Raw genomic sequence first — 16548 nt, forward strand, 5'->3', positions numbered from 1 at the left:
TGCGCGATGCTGCCACGCCCTACCGACCCTCTTCGGCCACCGCGGCCACCACCTCCTCCAGCGCGGCCAGGCTGTGCCCGCTGACGAAGGTGTCGACGTAGGGCAGCGCCGCGGCCATGCCGCCCACCAGCGGCGCGTAGCCGGGAGCGGCCTTGCGCGGGTTCACCCAGACGATGCGGTGCGCCAGCCGCCGCAGCCGCGCCATGGCCGCGGCGACGTCGTCCGGGTCGTCCAGCGCCCACCCGTCGGACAGGACGACGACCACCGCGCCACGGGCCAGCCCCCGCCGGCCGTGGTCGGCGACGAACCGGCCGACCGCCGCGGCCAGCCGGGTGCCGCCGGCCCACTCGGACGACGCCGCCCCGGCACGGGCCAGCGCGTCGTCCGGGTTGCGCACCGACAGCTGCCGGGTCAGCCGGGTCAGCCCGGTGGAGAACACGAACGCCTCGGCCCGCGCGCCCGCGACCGCGCCCTGCAGCAGCGACAGGTAGACGCGCGTGTAGGCCTCCATCGAACCGGAGACGTCGCACAGCAGCACCAGCCGCCGGGGCGCCGTCCGCCGGCGGGCGGCGATCAGCCGCGCCGGATCGCCGCCGGTGCGCTGCGCCGACCGAACGGTCCGCCGCAGGTCCAGCCGCTCGCCGCCGTGCCGGGTCGGCCGCACGCGGCGGCTGCGCCGGTGCGGCGTGGCCAGCACGAGAGTGCGCACCACCCGGCGGACGCCGAGCAGCTCATCGGGGGTCAGCTCGGCGAACGAGGTGTGCCGCAGCCGCTCCTCGGTGGAGGCGGCGGCGAGCAGCACCTCGCGGGCGGACTCCTCGCCCTCGCCCTCGCTGCCCGGCAGCGACACGTCGGCCTCGCCCGAGCCGGTGCCCGGCGGCCGCTCGAGCGTCGGCTCGTGCGGCACCGGCCGGATCCGCGGCTCCGACCCGATCGCCGGTGGTGCGGTGGGGTCCCCCCGGGAGTCGGCCGGGTCGAGCAGCCCGTCGAACACCGCCGAGAACACCGCGTCGAACACCGGCAGCTGCGCCCGGTCGGTCACCAGGGCGATCCGGCAGGCCCAGTAGAGGGCGGCGCGGTCGGTGGGTGGCACCAGCTGCAGCGCCCGCGCCAGCCCGACCGAGCGGTCCGGCGTTGCCGGCAGACCCGCCCGGTGCAGCGCCGTCGTCAGGCCGACGGCGAGCGGGCCGGGCGCGACGTCAGGCACCGATCAGCCACTCCGGGCCCCGCGTCTGGGCGAGCTCCAGGTCGTCCCGGTTCTTCAGCACCGCCCCCCAGGTCGCGGCGACCGACGCGGGGTCGAGCCGGTCCACGCCGAGCAGGCGGAGCGCCGCCACCCAGTCGATCGCCTCGGCGATGCCCGGCGGCTTGACCATGTCCAGCCCGCGCAGCCGGGTCACCGCCCCGGCCGCGTCGAGGGCGAGCGGCTCGGCGCTGCCGGGCACCCGCCGCCGCACGATCTCGGCGACCCGCTCGGGCTGCGGGTAGTCGATCCAGTGGTACAGGCAGCGCCGGGTCAGCGCGTCGTGCAGGTCGCGCGTCCGGTTCGAGGTCAGGACGACGACCGGCGGGTGCGTGGCCCGCACGGTGCCCAGCTCCGGGACGGTGACCGCCGCCTCGGCCAGCACCTCGAAGGTGAACGCCTCGAACTCCGCGTCGGCCCGGTCGATCTCGTCGAGCAGCAGCACGGCCGGGCGCGGGCCGGCGTGCTCGATCGCCCGCAGCAGCGGCCGGCGCAGCAGGTAGTCCGCGCCGAACAGGTCCTCCTCGACCAGCGGCGAGCCCTGCGCCTCGGCCAGCCGGATGCCGAGCAGCTGCCGCGGGTGGTTCCACTCGTACAGCGCCTCGGCGGAGTCGATCCCCTCGTAGCACTGCAGCCGGAACAGCGGCGTGTCGAGCACCCTTGCCAGCGCCTTGGCCGCCTCGGTCTTGCCGACGCCCGGTTCGCCCTCCAGCAGCAGCGGCTGCGGCAGCCGGACCGCCAGGAACAGCGCCGTCGCCAGGCCGGGGGCGGCGAGGTAGTCGACCGCGTCGAGGGCGTCGGCCAGCGCGGCGACGTCCGGCACCCGGTCGACGACCGCGGCCTCGGCCCCCTGACGAGCCGCGGACTCAGGCATAGGCGGCCGGGTCGGCGAGGAAGGCCCGGCGGCAGCCCTCGCCGCAGAACCAGGTGCGGACGCCGTCGACGTCGGCGTGCAGGGTCGCGTCGACCGCGGCCACGGTCATGCCGCAGACCGGGTCGACCGCGGTCACCGGTGCCGCCGCCACCGGCTCGACCACGGGCTGCGATCGCCGCTCGGCCACGATCTGCGCCAGCACCGACAGCGCGATCTCCGCCGCCGTCCGGGCGCCGATGTCGAGTCCGGCCGGGGTGTGCACCCGGGCGAGCACGTCGTCGGGCAGGTCCAGCGAGGCGAGCACGGCCGCGCCGCGGCGCCGGCTGGCGATCAGCCCGACGTACGGGACGCCGGACTGCAGCGCGGTGGCCAGCGCCGACTCCTCGCCCCGCCCGTGCGAGGCGACCACCAACGCCTCGGCGCCGTCCAGCGCGACGTCCCCGGACCCGCGCTCGACCGCGAAGCCGAGCGGGCGCCCCAGCTCGGCCAGCGCCTCGGCGATCGGCGACTCCCCCACCACCACGACCAGCGGCGGCGGCACCCGCGGCTCGAGGAAGATCTCCACCGAGCCGCCCGACAGGCACGGGTTGGCGACGGTGACCGCGCCCTCCTCGTCCGCGGTCACGCCGACGCCCTCCGGCACGATCCGCAGCAGCAGCGGCTCGCCGGCCGAGAGCACCTTGAGCCCGTACTCGCGCACCGACGCCTCGGCGCACTGCCCGCCGACGAACCCGTCGATCACGCCGTCGGCCCGGACCAGCGCGGTGTCGCCGGCGTGCGCGCTGGTCGGCCGCTGGGCGCGGACCACCGTCGCCTGCACGAACGGGACCCGCGCCCGGGCCAGCGCGTCCGCCGTCTCCAGCACGGACATCACACCGGCGGGGTCGGCCGGCCCTGCATCGCCTCCCACACGCGGGCCGGGGTGCACGGCATGTCCATGTGCGTGACGCCGAACGGGGCGAGGGCGTCGACGACGGCGTTGACCACCGCCGGCGGCGAGCCGACCGTCGCCGACTCCCCGATGCCCTTGGCGCCGATCGGGTGGTGCGGCGACGGGGTGACCGTGTAGCCGGTCTCCCAGTCCGGCACCTCCATCGAGGTCGGGATCAGGTAGTCCATGAACGACCCGCCGAGGCAGTTGCCCTGCTCGTCGAAGCCGATGAACTCCATGAGCGCCATCCCGACGCCGTCCGCGAGCCCGCCGTGGATCTGGCCTTCGACGATCATCGGGTTGATCCGCGTGCCGCAGTCGTCGACCGCGACGAACCGGCGCACCTTCACCTTGCCGGTGCCGGGGTCGACGTCGACCACGCAGATGTAGGCACCGAACGGGAAGGTCAGGTTCGGCGGGTCGTAGGTGACCTCGGCGTCGAGGTTGCCGTCGACGCCGTCCGGGAGCGCGACCGTGCCGTGCGTGCCGAGCGCGATCTCCTGGATCGTCTTGCCCACCGACGGGTCGCCCTTGACGTAGAAGCGGCCCTTCTCCCACTCGAGGTCCTCGGGCCGGGTCTCGAGCATCGCCGCGGCGACCGCCCGGGCCTTGTCGCGGACCTTGCGCGCGGCCAGCGCGACCGCTCCCCCGCTGACCGGTGTCGACCGGCTGCCGTAGGTGCCGAGCCCGAACGGCGTCTGGTCGGTGTCGCCGTGCACGACCTCGATGTCCTCGGGCGGGATGCCCAGCTCCTCGGCGACGATCTGCGCGAACGTCGTCTCGTGGCCCTGGCCCTGGGTCTGCACCGACAGCCGGACGACCGCCTTGCCGGTGGGGTGCACCCGCACCTCGGCGCCGTCGTTCATGCCCAGCCCGACGATGTCCATGTGCTTGCGCGGGCCGGCGCCGACGGTCTCGGTGAAGAACGAGACGCCGATGCCCATGAGCTCGCCGCGCGCCCGCTTCTCCGCCTGCTCCCGCCGCAGCTCGGGATAGCCGGCGATGTCCATGGCCATCCGCATCGTGGGCTCGTAGTCGCCGGAGTCGTACTCCCAGCCGGTCTTGTTCGGGTAGGGGAACTGCTCGGGGCGGATGAAGTTCTTCAGCCGCAGCTCGGCCGGGTCCATGTTCAGCTCGGCGGCGAGGACGTCGACCATCCGCTCGACGAGGTACACGGCCTCGGTGACCCGGAACGAGCAGGCGTAGGCCACGCCGCCGGGCGCCTTGTTGGTGTAGACGCCGGTGACCGAGCAGTGCGCGGCCTCGAGGTCGTAGCTGCCGGTGAAGATCGAGAAGAAGCCGGCCGGGTACTTGGTCGGCTGGGCGGTCGCGTTGAACGCGCCGTGGTCGGCGAGCACCTTGGTCCGGACGGCGAGGATCTTGCCCTCGCGGGTCGCCGCGACCTCGCCCTGCATGATGTAGTCGCGCGCGAACGAGGTGCTCATCAGGTTCTCCGAGCGGTCCTCGACCCACTTCACCGGCTTGCCCGTCACGATCGAGCCGACGACGGCGCAGACGTAGCCCGGGTAGATGCCGACCTTGTTGCCGAAGCCGCCGCCGATGTCCCCGGCGATGATCCGGATCTTGTGCTCGGGGATGCCGGCCACCATCGCGTAGAGCGTGCGGTGGGCGTGCGGGGCCTGGGTGGTCTCGTAGAGCGTGAGCTTGCCGTCGATCGGGTCGTAGTCGGCGACCGCGCCGCAGGTCTCCATCGGGGCCGGGTGCACCCGCGGGTAGACGACCTCCTCGCTGACGACGACGTCGGCGCGGGCGAAGACGGCGGCGGTGGCCGCGGCGTCGCCGGCCTCCCAGTCGAAGATGTGGTTGTCGGTGCGGCCCTCGAGGTCGTCGCGGATCACCGCGGCGCCGGGGTCCATCGCCCGGCGGGCGTCGATGACCGGCGGCAGCTCCTCGTACTCGACGTCGATGAGCTCCAGGGCGTCGCGGGCGGAGTAGCGGTCGTCGGCGACGACGAACGCGACCTCCTGCCCCTGGAAGCGCACCTTGTCGGTGGCCAGGATCGCCATGACGTCGGCCGACAGGGTCGGCGCCCACGCGAGGTTGAGCCCCTCGAGGTCCTTGCCGGTGATAACGGCGTGCACCTTGGGGTGGGCCAGCGCCTCGGTGGTGTCGATCGAGACGATCCGCGCGTGGGCCAGGGGCGAGCGCAGGACGGCGCCGTAGAGCATCCCGGGCAGCACGATGTCGTCGAGGTAGCGGCCCTTGCCGCGGATGAACCGCGGGTCCTCCTTGCGCTGCACCCGCCCGAAGCCGATCGGCCGGTCGGCCGAGGTCATCGCGGGGTTGGCCTCGCGGGCCTGCACCGGCCGTTCCTCGGTGGTGGTCATGCCGGGACCTCCTCGGCGGCCTTGATGTCAGAGGCAGCGGCCTCTGCCGGGTGCTCGGCGGCCCAGCGCACCGAGCGGACGATCGTGGCGTAGCCGGTGCAGCGGCAGATCTGCCCGGAGATGGCCTCGCGGATCTCGGTCTCGTCGGGATCGGGCGAGCGGTCGAGCAGCGCGCGGGCGGTGAGCATCATCCCGGGGGTGCAGAACCCGCACTGCAGGCCGTGCTCCTCCATGAAGCCCTGCTGGACCGGGTCGAGGGTGCCGCCCGTCGCCAGCCCCTCGACGGTGCGGACCTCGTGCCCCTCGGTCATCGCGGCCAGCACGGTGCAGGACTTCACCGGCTCGCCGTCCATGAGGACGACGCAGGTGCCGCAGTTGCTGGTGTCGCAGCCCCAGTGGGTGCCGGTGAGCCCGAGGGTGTCGCGCAGGAAGTGCACGAGCAGCAGCCGCGGCTCGACGTCCCTGGTGACCTCGGTGCCGTTCACCGTCGTCGTGATCTGCATGTCGTTCCCTTCTCAGGCCGGGACCATCGCGCCGGCGCGCTCGACGGAGCGGCGCAGGACGCGGCGGGTGAGCTCGTCGGCGAGGTGCCGCTTGTAGTCGACGGGTCCGCGCTGGTCCTCGACCGGCGCGCTGGCCGCGGCGGCGATCCGGCCGGCCTCGGCGTACAGCTCCTCCGACGGGCGCTGCTGGCAGATCGCCTCGAGCATCCCGGGCACGCAGCCCTCCACGCCGAGCGCGGTGAGCCCGACGGTGACGTCCTCGATCGTGCCGTCGTCGGCGAGGACGACGGAGGCACCCGCGGCCGCGACCGCCCAGTCACCGACGCGGCGCTCGACCTTCTCGTAGGCGCTGCCGTGCCGGCTGCGGATCGGCAGCCGGATCTCGGTGATCAGCTCGTTCTGCTCGCAGGCGGTCTCGTACGGGCCGCGGTGCAGGTCGGCGATGCCGAGCACCCGCTCCCCGCCGGGTGAGGCGATGACGATCTCGGCGTCGAGCACGTCGCAGACGGTGGTGAGGTCCTCGGCCGGGTCCGCCTGGCCGAGCGAGCCGCCGATCGAGCCGCGGTTGCGGACGACGGGGTCGGCGATGACCCGTTCGGCGTCGTGCACGATCGGGAACAGGCGGCCGACCAGGTCGGAGGCGAGCAGTGTGGCGTGCCGGGTGAGCGCGCCGATCCGCAGCCGGTCGGGCTCCTCGGTGATGTGGTCGAGCTCGGCGACATCGTTGATGTCGATGAGCCAATCGGGCCGCGCCAGCCGCAGCTTCATCATCGGGAGCAGGCTGTGCCCGCCCGCGATGACGCGGGCCTCGGGCCCGTGCCGGGCGAGCAGCTCGAGCGTCTCGGCGACGCTGCTGGCTCGGACGTAGTCGAACGGAGCCGGAGTCTGCACGGGCGCACCCCCATGACCTGGGGCTCCGACGCTGGAGCCCTGGTGAGCGGCAGGCTCGTCGGCGCCCGGAACGGTGTCAACGGCGTGATAAGGAACCGCTTATCGACCGCGGACAGGAGGACGGCGATGGACGAGCAACCCGCACCCAAGCGGCGACTGCGCTGGGGCGCTGCGGAGAAGGAGGCGATGGTCGCTCTCGGTCTGGGGGCCGTCGTCGTCGTCCTGGTGGGCACCCTCACGCCCTTGTCCTGGGTGGCGGCGGTGCTCGTGGGCTGGGACGTCGTGGCGGTGACCTACACCGGGCGGCTCGCGCTCGTCCTGCGGCGCTGGGACCACACGCGGACGAAGAGCCGTGCGATGTCGACCGACCTCGACCGGCTGGGCGCCGACCTCGCGTTGCTGGGATCCGCGATCGCCAGCCTGGTCGCCGTCGGCGTGCTGCTCACCCGCGGGGAGCCGGGGACGGCCGCGGACACGCTGCGCATCGGGCTGTCGCTGGTGTCGGTCGCGGCGTCCTGGGCGATGGTGCACACCCTGTTCGCGCAGCGGTACGCGGCGCTCTACTACGGCCACCCCGAGGGGGGCATCGACTTCAACGAGCACACGCGACCGGCGTACCGCGACTTCGCCTACTTCGCGTTCACGATCGGGATGTCGTACGCGGTCTCGGACACCAACGTCGGCTCCTCGAAGATCCGGGGGGCGGTGCTGCGCCACGCATTGCTGTCCTACCTGTTCGGCACCGGCATCCTCGCCACGACGATCAACTTGGTCGCGAGCCTGTCCAGCGGCTGAGCGCCTCAGCCGCGAGGCAGCGCTCGGCCGTCGAGCAGGGCACGGCCGCTCACGAGTGCCACGAGTGCACCGCCGTCGGCACGGACGACGTTCCCGTCGCCCCAGCTCCAGTCGATGTCGGTGGCCTCGAGCCGGACGCCGGTCAGGTCGACGCCGAACCACGCGCCGTGGGCGGCGGTGATCTGCTCGAGGACGGCGACCACGGCCGCCGCCGGCGCCACGGCCGGCTGCCCGAGCGCGACGGTGGCGTCGAGGGAGTGGATGACGGCGTGGCTCAGCGCACCGGCCGCGCCGCCGCCGGGTGGCTGCCACGCGTGCAGCAGCGGCGACCGCAGCGCCGCCAGCAGCTCGGCAGGGGGCAGGGCGCCGTCACGGGCCGCCACGGTGTCGGAGAGCACGCCGAAGTCCCCGCCGGCGGCCGCCATCTCCGCGCCGAACTGCTCGGGCGTCAGCCGCGCCGGCATCGTCACGTGCGCCACCACGTGGCGGACCTGCCACTTCTCGCACAGCGAGGGGGCGTCCCAGGTGTCGTCGCCCGCGGCGGCGAGCAGATCGGCCAGGCCCTCGTAGGTCGGGGACACCCAGCGCTGGAGGTCGGTCATGGTCGGTCCTCTCGGATCAGGTGGACTCGGTCGAGCGGGCGAGGTGCTCCTCGAGCTTGTCGAGGGAGGTGAGGAAGCCCGCCCGGGCTTCCGGTGAGCGCATCGGCTCGGGCACGTGCCGCTGGTGGATGACGATCTCGGTGCCGCCGTCGCCGAGGTCGGTGAGCGTGCCGGTCGTGTGCACACCGCTCGCCGGCTCGATCCAGGCGAGCCGCTCGGGTGGGACGACCTCGGTGAACGTCGCGACCATCCGGTAGCTGCCGTGCTCGCCGACCATCAGGGTCTCGAACCGGCCCCCGGGGTGGAGCTCGAGGACGATGCCGTCCAGCGGGGTGGTCATGCCGCGGGGACCCCAGAACTGCGCCAGCTCAGCGGGTTCGGTGAGGCACCGCCACACCAGGTCGCGCGGCGCGCGGAAGATCCGGCGGTAGGTGAGTTCGTCCTCGCTCACCGCGCCTGGCCGCCCTGCAGGTGCGCCAGGTGCGCGTCGAGCCGGTCCATCCGCTCTGCCCACGCCCGCCGGCTCTCCTCGATCCACGAGACCGCGGCCTCCAGCGCCTCCGGTTCGAGTCGGCACGGGCGGGTCTGCCGGTACCGGCCGCGGCTGACCAGGCCGCTCCGTTCGAGCACCCCGATGTGCTGCGACACGGCCTGCAGGCTCATCGAGTGGGGCGCCGCCAGCTCCTTCACGGTCGCCTCGCCGCGGCTGAGCCGGGTCACGATGTCGCGCCGGGTGCGGTCGGCCAGAGCCGCGAACATCGCGTCGAGCCGCTCGTCGTCGAGTGTGGCGCCCACGCGGGTATTCAAGTAGATGCTTGATCAAGCGTCAACTGGAGAACGGAGGGCTTGTCCGAAGAACCTCGGCGCGGCAGTCTCCCGATAACCGACCGGTTATGAGGGGCGCGCCAGTGACGTTCACCCAACTCCGGACCTTCGCGCTCGTGGCCGAGCTCGGGTCGCTGCGCGCCGCGGCGGCGGCCCTCGGCGTCAGCGAACCGGCGGTCTCAGCCGCGATCGCGGCGCTGCGCGCGGACCTCGGCGACGCGCTGTTCGTCCGCGCCGGCAGCGGCATCTCGCTCACCCCCGGCGGGCGGGCGCTGGCCGGCCGGGCACGCGAGCTGGTCCGGCTGGCCGACCGCACCCGCCGCGACGTCGTCCGGGCGGCGTCGTCGTCCGGGGCCCTGCGGATCCTGGCGGCCGGCGCGTGCGCCGAGCACCTCCGCCGGCTGCTGGCGGCGTTCGAGGAGCGGACGCCGGGCTGCGCGGTCGAGGTCCGGGTCGGCGGCAGCGACGTCGCGGCCGGCCTGGCCGACGACCTGTACGACATCGCGCTGGGCCCGTGGCCGCTGCCGCTGCCGGGCCAGCAGCTGGAGTCGGTCCCGTTCCTGCGCTACCGGCGGGTGGTCGTCGCGGCGCCCGGCGTCCGGTTCGGCTCAGCCCGCTGGCTGGCCGGCCCGGGCGGCTTCGACCCGGGCAGCGCGGAGGCGCGCTGGGCGTCGGGGCTGCCCGAGCCGCCGGTGCCCGAGGCGGTCGACTGCGAGGCCGCGGCTCTGGATGCGGCGCGGGCCGGACGGGGCGTCGTCCTGGCGCTGGCGCACCTCGTCACCGGCGACCTGCGGCGGGGCACCCTGGTGCGGCTGCCGGTCGAGGGCACGCCGGTGGAGGGGATGTGGTGGGCGACGGTGCCCGGGCAGGGCCGGGCGACCGGTCCGGCGCGGGCGCTGCAGCGGTTCCTCACCACGCCGGACGCGACGACCGCGCTGCTCGCCCGGTCCCGCCGGTCCGGCCGTCCCCGCCCGACGGTCCGCGTCGAGCTCTGGAGCTAGTCGGAGTGGCACGGCGCGGATTCCGCGCCCCTGCCACTCCGCAACCAGTTGCTCGTCGCCGGCTCCCGTGGGCACAGCCGCGTGACCGGTTGGAGAGCCGCGCCACGACGCGGCGACAGAGACGGTGGACCGGCTAAGCCTCGTCGACGGGGCGGGCGCCGCGCACCGACTGGGCGGCGCCGGAGCTGACGCCCTCGGTCCCGCCGGACGTCGTCCCGCCTTCGCCGCCCGAGCCGTGGACGACCTGCCCCTCGGTCATCTCCGGGTCGTCGCGGACCTGCTCGACCGGCGCCTCGCCGGACGTGTCGAACTGCCCGCGGTCGTGCGGCGCCTGCACCTGGCTGCCCGCCTCGGCCACGTCGATCGCCTCGGCGACGTCCGCGCCGCTGCGCGCGTCGTCGGGGGCGCCGTCGTCGATGGGTGCGCTCATGCGGACCTCCGCGCGTGGTCGGGCAGGTGCGGGCGAGTCTGGCCCCGCCCCCGGTGCGCGGCAAGGCGAGCGGGTCAGGCCCCCTCCAGCTCCGCCAGCCGCGCCTGCGCCTTGTCCCGCTCGCCGACCGCGTCGGCCGCGCGCCGGGCCGCCGCCTGCCGGCGTCGCTGCGCCCGGGGCAGCTGCGCGCCGACCGCGTGGCACTCCTCGCGGGTGCGGGCGAGCTCGTCGGTGAGCTGCTGGACGCGCCCCTCCAGCTCCTTGTGCCGGCCCTCCAGCTCGTCGGCGCGTTCCTGCTCGCGCTCGGCGGCCTCGGCGGCCTCCTCCGCCGTCCGGACGGCGTCCTCGACCGCCTCCCGCGCCTCGGCGATCTCCCGGCGACGGCGTTCCTCGGCCTCGCGCCGGGCGGCCTCCTCGGCCTGGCGGCGGCGCTCCTCGGCGGTGCGCTTGCGGTCCTCGGCCGTCGTCCTCTGCTTCGGGGCCGGCTTCGCCGGTGCCGGGCGTTCCGGCGGCGTCCGGACGACGCGCAGCTCCGGCCGCTGCCCGGTGCCGAGCCCGTTGTAGGACAGCGACGAGGTGAGCCGGGCCGACAGCACCGCCTCGCCCGCGTCGGGGTCGGCCATCGCTGCGCGCAGCGTCTCCTCCACCTGCCCGGCGATGCCGCTGCTCACCGGGTGCCCGTGCCGGCGGGCCAGCCCGACCACCTGCCGGCTGAGCGCGGCGAGCAGCTGGTTGCGCTGCACCGACAGGGCCTTGAGCTCCGCGCCGGCCAGGCTCTCCTGCGCCTCGCGCAGCAGCCCGCCGAGCTCGACGAGCGACTCGATCTCCTCGCGGTGCTCGCGCACCAGCAGGTTGGTCGCCCACGCGGCGAGCGACGGCTTGGGCAGCTGGGAGATCGATTTGGCGAGCACCCGGTCGCCCTCGGCGCGCGCCTCCTCCTCGCGGGTGCGGCGCGCGGCGATGAACTCCTCGGGCGCGACGGCGTAGAGCTCGTCGGCCACCTCGTCGAAGTCCACGCCTTCGACCTTGTCAGAGCCTGGCCCGCGCGACATCCCCCGGTCGGGCGGACGCACAGCAGCCCCGGACCGCCGAACGGTCCGGGGCTGCTGGGTCCGATCGGGTCGCTAACCGAAGACCACCACCGCGAAGACGGTGCAGATCACCAACCCGGCGACCACGGGCAGGAAGCACTTCCTCGCCAGTTCCACCGCGGGCACCCGGACGAAGCCGGCGACCGCGAGCAGCGAGGACCAGGCGACCAGCGTGCCGCCGCCGGACCAGATGTTGCCCATCTGGCCGATCGCGGCCAGCGTCGGGCTGCTGACGCCGGCGCCGTGGGACAGCGAGCCGGCGAGCGAGCCGGTCAGCGGCAGACCGGAGAAGCCGGAGCCCTCGAGGCCGGCCACCATGCCGACGATCAGGATGCCGAAGGCCGTGATCAGCCCGTTGGCCGGCAGCTGGTTCTGCCCGGCGACGACGAGGTCGTAGAGGAACGCCGGGCCCTTCGCGCCCTCGCCCAGGCTCATGATCTGGGCGGAGAAGTCGCCGTTGCCGAGGAAGAAGAACCCGGCGATCGGGAGGACCACGCCCATCGCCTTGAAGGCGAACACGAGGCCGTCGACGATGTGCTCCGCCGAGGTCTCCAGGAACGACGAGCGGTCCCGGGCGAACGAGGCACCGAACATGGTGAGCAGCGCGATCCCGCCGACCAGGGCCGCGGCGTCGCCGCCCTGCAGGTCGGGCACCGAGTCGGAGACGCTGGCGACGATCAGGTAGACGATCAGGGCCAGGTAGGCCAGCGGCACGAAGACGGCGAAGAACTTCGACGCGCCGGGCTTGTCGGCGACGGTGATCGTGTGCTCCTCGGCCGCCACCGGCGAACCGGCGGGGGTGCCCCGGAGCGCCACGCCGTGACCGACGATGTGCTCGGCCCGCTCGACCTCCTCGTCGGGCGGCAGGAGCCGCCCGCCCGTGGTGACCAGCTGCCGCTCCTCGGTCGCAACCGGGCTGCCGCCACCGCCGCCGGGACCGACGGGCACCGTCACGCGACCGGAGCCGCCCCCGCCGCCGGAGCTCGCCGCGACGCCGCTGCCACCGGCCAGCGGGTCCTCGTCGATGATCTCCTCGGCGTCGGCCACGGCGGTCCCGCGGTCGGCCGCGGTCTCCCAGTCCTCCAGCCACTCGTCGGAGGGCCGGCGCATCTTGCGCAGCTCCATCGCGTAGCCGATGGCCAGCGCGATGCCGCCGACGATCAGCGAGAGGACGAACGCCCGGTCGGCGACGACGTTCGGGTCGGTGCTCGCCGCGGTCGCCGACAGGCCGGGAGCCACGCGGATGACGTAGTCCGACGACAGCGCCATGCCCTGGCCGGCGATCGCGACGGTGAAGCCGACGGCCAGCGGACGCAGCCCGGCGCGGATCGCGACCGGCACCAGCACGGCGCCGATCAGCGGGACCGCGGGCGTCGGCCAGAAGAACAGCGAGATGAAGTAGGTGACGATCACCAGCGTCCAGAAGGCGAGGTGACCGTTGCGCATCACCTTGCGGAACGGCGCGACCATGCGGCGGTCGGCACCGAGACCTTCCAGCGACCTGAGCATCGCGGTGACCATCGCGATGATCAGGAAGATGCTGAACAGGCTCGTGGCCGCGACGAGGCTGGCGTTGAACACCGACGAGAGGCCGGTCGCGAGCGAGCCGGTGTACACGAGCGCGGTGAGGAAGGTGGCGACCACCGCCGGCACCACGATGTTCTTGCGCATGATCATCGTGGCGAGGATGACGATGACCCCCGCCAGGAAGACCCAGTGCGCTGCCGTCAGATGCATGGTTTCCCCTGTCGGGAGAGCCGATGTGATGGAGCAAAAAGGTCCTCGATGCAGGTGGACGCGTCCATGAGCGAAGTGCACAGAGGCGGGGGTCCCGAATGTGCAGCCTGCCGTAGTCGCAGCATGAACAGGCTGTGACGCTGTCAGTCGATCGGGGTAACGGGAGGACGGCGGTGTCGGACACGACGACGGAGCCGGTCGCGGCGACCCTCCCGGTACCGCAGGCCGTGCGCCGGGGGCCGCTGCTCGTGGCGCTGCTGGGCGCGACGGTGCTGGGCACCATCAGCAACAACATCGTGAACGTGCCGCTGCGGCAGATCACGGAGGACTTCGCCGCGCCGGTCACCCAGGGCGTGCTGGTCGCCTCGGCGTCGGTGCTCGTGCTCGCCGTCGCCATGCCGCTGACCGGCTGGATCAGCGACCGGCTCGGCCGCCGGCGAACCCTGCTGCTCGCGCTCAGCGTGCTCCTGGTGGGCACGGTCGGCGCCGCCGTCGCCCCGACGCTGGGCCTGCTGGTGGTCGCCCGCGCGCTGCAGGGCCTGGGCTGCGCGGCGGTCCCGGTCGCGGTGATGGGCACGCTGGCGCGCACCTGGCCGGCCGCGCAGCGCAGCCGGGTCATGGGGACCTGGGGCGCGGCGAACGGGGTCGGGCAGGCGATCGGACCGCCGATCGGTGGCCTGGTGGCCGACGCGTTCGGGTGGCGGGCGATCTTCGTCGGCCTCGCCCCCCTGACCGTCGCCGTGCTGGTGGTGACCTGGCGCGCGATGCCGCGGGACCCGGCGGTGCGCGCCCGGATCGACGGCCTGGGCTCAGGGTCGCTGACGGTCGGGGTCGCCCTGCTGATGTCCGCGATCACCGCCGCTCCGCAACCCGGTGTCCCCGGGTGGCTCGCGGCCGCCGGCGTCGTCCTCGGGCTGGGCTCGCTGGCGGTCTTCGTCCTGACCAGTCTGCGCCGCAGCGACCCGTTCATCGACCCGAGGCTGCTCGTGGAGGTGCGCTGGCTGCGCAGCGCCACCGGGGTGTTCGTGCAGCAGAGCAGCCTGGCCGCCGTCCTGGTCGCGGTGCCGCTGTACCTGACCGGCGTGATCGGGGTGTCGGCCTCGGTCACCGGGCTGCTGGTGTTCGCGCTGCCGCTGGTGTGGGCGGTGCTCGCCCCGCTGGTCGGGCTGCTGGCCGACCGGGTCGGCCCGCGGCCGGTGCTGCGGACCGGGCTGGGCCTGCTGGTCGCCGTCGACGCGGGGCTCGCCGTGGCGCTGGGCGCCGGCGTGCGGCACCTGCTGCCGCTGGCCGCGCTGCTCGTGGCCGCCGGCGTCGGGATCGCACTGGTGCAGACACCGGCGCTGACCGGCGCCACCCGGTCGCCGGCCGGGCAGCGCGGCGCCGGGCTGGGGTTGTTCAACATGATGCGGTTCGTCGGCGCCGCGGTCGGCACCGCGGCGGTGGCCGCGGCCTGGCCCGACGGGCTCGCCTGGCTGTTCGGCGGCACCGCCGCGGTCGCCGCGCTCGGCCTGGGGATCAGCTTCGTGGGCCGCGAGATGCCGGCCGCGTAGTCACGCGGGCTTGACGACCCGGTCGACCTCGGCGGTCGTGCTGGCCAGCAGGTCGAGGGTGTGCGCCAGCCACACCGCGAACTGGTTGTCCGCCTGCCGCAGGTCCATCCCGAGCAGCCGCGAGGCCCGGTCGAGCTTGTAGAGCATCGTGTTGCGGTGGATGTGCAGGTCCCGGGCGGAGGCGTTCACGTTGCCGCCGCTCGCGACGTAGGCCAGCACCGCCGTCTCGAGGTCGCCGGCGGCCGGGTCGCGCAGCGGGGCGAGGATGTCCGCGGCGAACGAGCGGCCGGTGCGGCTCTCGGCGACGTCCTCCAGGACGGCGTGCACCCGCAGGTCCTGGTAGCCGCACACCGGCGGCAGCCCCAGGCGCTGCTGCAGGCCGTGCGCCATGCGGGCCTCGCGGTAGCCGTCGGGGATCGCCAGCGCGCCGACCACCGGCCGGCCGTAGGTGACCCGCACCGGGCGGCCGGCCTGGTCCTTGCGCCGGGACAGGTACTTGTGCAGCGCGGCGGCGTACTCGGCGACGCCGGTCATCGCCGCGTCGGGGGTGCCCATCGTGCCGCGGCGGGCCACCTCGCGGACCACGACGAGGACGTCGCCGACCATCGCCGCCTGGGTGTGCCGCTCCTGCTCCGGCAGCAGCCGGGCCGCCTGCAGCGCCAGGGTCTGCAGCCGGGCCGGCGAGTCGGCGTCCCCGGGCTGCGTGATCCCGGAGGCCACGAGCACCCCGAACCACGACCGCACCGGGAACTCGTAGTGCGCCGCCCGGGCGCTGATGTCCTCGAGGGTGGCGAAGCGCCCGTGCAGCAGGCCGTGCACGAAGTCGCCGCGCGCCTGCTCCTTGGCCCGCTGCACGCTGCGCAGCCGCAGCATCTCGGTGCCGACGATCGGGGCGGCCTGCTCGACCAGCACCCGGTGCTCGGCCAGGTCGTGCGGGTGCGGGTCGTCGCCGTCCTCGATGAGCAGGATCCAGCCGTCGTGCCGTCCACCGAGCACGATCGGGGTGAGCACGCAGGCCACCTCGCGTCCGGCCAGCACGAACTCGGCGACCCGCGGGTGCAGCTCCTCGGGCGGCTGGTGCGTGCCCAGCGCCTCGGCCTGCTCGGCGAACGCCCGGCCCAGCTCGGCCGGCTCCACCGTGCGCGGCAGCCGCTGCTCGAGGGCGGCCAGGGTGCCCTGGCTGTCGAACACGGCCACCGGGCGCCCGCTCATCCGGGACATCTGGCTGCACAGCGCGGAGAGCTCGGCGCCCCGGTAGAGCAGCTCGGCGAGCGCGCGGTGCACGGTCAGCCCGTAGCGCAGCACGTGCGTCTCGCGGGCCAGGGTGAGGTCGGCGACCAGCCGGTTGACCACGGCGAACGGCACCCGGTCGGCCATCGTCACCAGCGTCAGGGCGCACGCGGCCTCGGCGTCCTCGGGCGCCGGGGTGTGCCCGTCCAGCAGCAGGGCAGCGGCACCGCGGTCGGCCAGGTCCCTGGCCGCCGTCACCACGCTCGTCCCGGCCTCGGTGAGCTCGTCGGTGTGCGCGTGCACCAGCACGCCGGTCAGCGGGTCGTCCTGGTGGACGGCCACCGACCAGGGGGCGACCCACTCCAGCCGCGTCACCGCGCCGGCCCGGCCGGCGTGGATGCGCGCCCGCCGCAGCACCGGCTCCTGGAGGAGCCGCGCGAGGGTGAGCGCATCGTCCGAATAGCTGTGGGGCATGGGGCCCTCCGATGGGTCAAGGT

The 16548-nt window shown here is 74.5% G+C and carries 16 protein-coding genes; 3 read left to right on the forward strand and 13 right to left on the reverse strand.

Translation table 11 applies throughout. The annotated features are described in order from the left end of the window. Positions 1 to 19: 19 nt before the first annotated feature. Genes GGQ55_RS28155 through GGQ55_RS28160 form a run of 6 tightly spaced genes read right to left on the reverse strand, consistent with a single transcriptional unit; the run spans position 20 to position 6790 of the window. A complete protein-coding gene (locus GGQ55_RS28155) occupies positions 20 to 1207 on the reverse strand; it encodes a vWA domain-containing protein (RefSeq protein WP_179714830.1) in 1188 nt (395 codons plus the stop codon). Next, the gene (locus tag GGQ55_RS01705; protein ID WP_179714831.1) at positions 1200 to 2117 is read right to left on the reverse strand and encodes an AAA family ATPase; all 918 of its coding nucleotides are present in this window, start codon (positions 2115 to 2117) and stop codon (positions 1200 to 1202) included. The genes GGQ55_RS28155 and GGQ55_RS01705 overlap by 8 nt, the downstream gene beginning before the upstream one ends. Next, positions 2110 to 2982: an XdhC family protein gene (locus tag GGQ55_RS01710; protein WP_218859122.1), complete on the reverse strand. Its 873-nt coding sequence runs from the start codon at positions 2980 to 2982 to the stop codon at positions 2110 to 2112. The genes GGQ55_RS01705 and GGQ55_RS01710 overlap by 8 nt, the downstream gene beginning before the upstream one ends. Positions 2983 to 2987: 5 nt before the next feature. Further along, a complete protein-coding gene (locus tag GGQ55_RS01715) occupies positions 2988 to 5396 on the reverse strand; it encodes an aerobic carbon-monoxide dehydrogenase large subunit (protein WP_179714833.1) in 2409 nt (802 codons plus the stop codon). Then, positions 5393 to 5899, reverse strand: a complete 507-nt coding sequence (locus tag GGQ55_RS01720; protein ID WP_179714834.1) for a (2Fe-2S)-binding protein — start codon at positions 5897 to 5899, stop codon at positions 5393 to 5395. The genes GGQ55_RS01715 and GGQ55_RS01720 overlap by 4 nt, the downstream gene beginning before the upstream one ends. A gap of 12 nt (positions 5900 to 5911) precedes the next feature. After that, positions 5912 to 6790, reverse strand: a complete 879-nt coding sequence (locus tag GGQ55_RS28160) for an FAD binding domain-containing protein (protein WP_179714835.1) — start codon at positions 6788 to 6790, stop codon at positions 5912 to 5914. A gap of 126 nt (positions 6791 to 6916) precedes the next feature. Between GGQ55_RS28160 and GGQ55_RS01730 the strand changes: the two genes are divergently transcribed. Continuing rightward, positions 6917 to 7585 carry a DUF1345 domain-containing protein gene (locus GGQ55_RS01730; RefSeq protein ID WP_218859123.1) on the forward strand — a complete coding sequence of 223 codons (669 nt, stop codon included), beginning with the start codon at positions 6917 to 6919 and terminating at the stop codon, positions 7583 to 7585. Between the two features lie 5 nt (positions 7586 to 7590). On the opposite strand, the gene GGQ55_RS01735 is transcribed toward GGQ55_RS01730, so the two are convergent. From GGQ55_RS01735 to GGQ55_RS01745, 3 genes are read right to left on the reverse strand one after another with little or no spacing between them, the layout of a single operon-like run. Then, positions 7591 to 8187: a maleylpyruvate isomerase family mycothiol-dependent enzyme gene (locus GGQ55_RS01735; RefSeq protein WP_179714836.1), complete on the reverse strand. Its 597-nt coding sequence runs from the start codon at positions 8185 to 8187 to the stop codon at positions 7591 to 7593. Between the two features lie 16 nt (positions 8188 to 8203). Beyond that, positions 8204 to 8638, reverse strand: coding sequence for an SRPBCC family protein (locus tag GGQ55_RS01740; RefSeq protein WP_179714837.1), 435 nt, complete (start codon positions 8636 to 8638; stop codon positions 8204 to 8206). Next, entirely contained in the window at positions 8635 to 8982 is a 348-nt protein-coding gene (locus tag GGQ55_RS01745; RefSeq protein ID WP_366488538.1) for an ArsR/SmtB family transcription factor, read from the reverse strand. Before GGQ55_RS01745 ends, GGQ55_RS01740 begins: the two co-directional genes overlap by 4 nt. A gap of 113 nt (positions 8983 to 9095) precedes the next feature. Here GGQ55_RS01745 and GGQ55_RS01750 point away from each other — a divergent pair, with 113 nt between their 5' ends. After that, the gene (locus GGQ55_RS01750; RefSeq protein WP_179714838.1) at positions 9096 to 10013 is read left to right on the forward strand and encodes a LysR family transcriptional regulator; all 918 of its coding nucleotides are present in this window, start codon (positions 9096 to 9098) and stop codon (positions 10011 to 10013) included. Between the two features lie 133 nt (positions 10014 to 10146). On the opposite strand, the gene GGQ55_RS01755 is transcribed toward GGQ55_RS01750, so the two are convergent. The 3 genes from GGQ55_RS01755 to GGQ55_RS01765 form a co-directional block, all read right to left on the reverse strand. Continuing rightward, positions 10147 to 10443: a hypothetical protein gene (locus GGQ55_RS01755; RefSeq protein ID WP_179714839.1), complete on the reverse strand. Its 297-nt coding sequence runs from the start codon at positions 10441 to 10443 to the stop codon at positions 10147 to 10149. Between the two features lie 74 nt (positions 10444 to 10517). Further along, positions 10518 to 11459, reverse strand: coding sequence for a hypothetical protein (locus GGQ55_RS01760; RefSeq protein ID WP_179714840.1), 942 nt, complete (start codon positions 11457 to 11459; stop codon positions 10518 to 10520). A gap of 108 nt (positions 11460 to 11567) precedes the next feature. Then, the gene (locus GGQ55_RS01765; protein ID WP_179714841.1) at positions 11568 to 13271 is read right to left on the reverse strand and encodes a hypothetical protein; all 1704 of its coding nucleotides are present in this window, start codon (positions 13269 to 13271) and stop codon (positions 11568 to 11570) included. Between the two features lie 173 nt (positions 13272 to 13444). Between GGQ55_RS01765 and GGQ55_RS01770 the strand changes: the two genes are divergently transcribed. Beyond that, positions 13445 to 14821, forward strand: coding sequence for an MFS transporter (locus GGQ55_RS01770; protein ID WP_179714842.1), 1377 nt, complete (start codon positions 13445 to 13447; stop codon positions 14819 to 14821). Here the strand turns inward: GGQ55_RS01770 and GGQ55_RS01775 are convergent, their stop codons facing one another. Beyond that, positions 14822 to 16525, reverse strand: coding sequence for a helix-turn-helix domain-containing protein (locus GGQ55_RS01775; protein WP_179714843.1), 1704 nt, complete (start codon positions 16523 to 16525; stop codon positions 14822 to 14824). Positions 16526 to 16548: the final 23 nt, after the last annotated feature.

Origin of the sequence: Petropleomorpha daqingensis, assembly GCF_013408985.1 — a bacterium.
GTDB classification, from domain to species: domain Bacteria; phylum Actinomycetota; class Actinomycetes; order Mycobacteriales; family Geodermatophilaceae; genus Petropleomorpha; species Petropleomorpha daqingensis.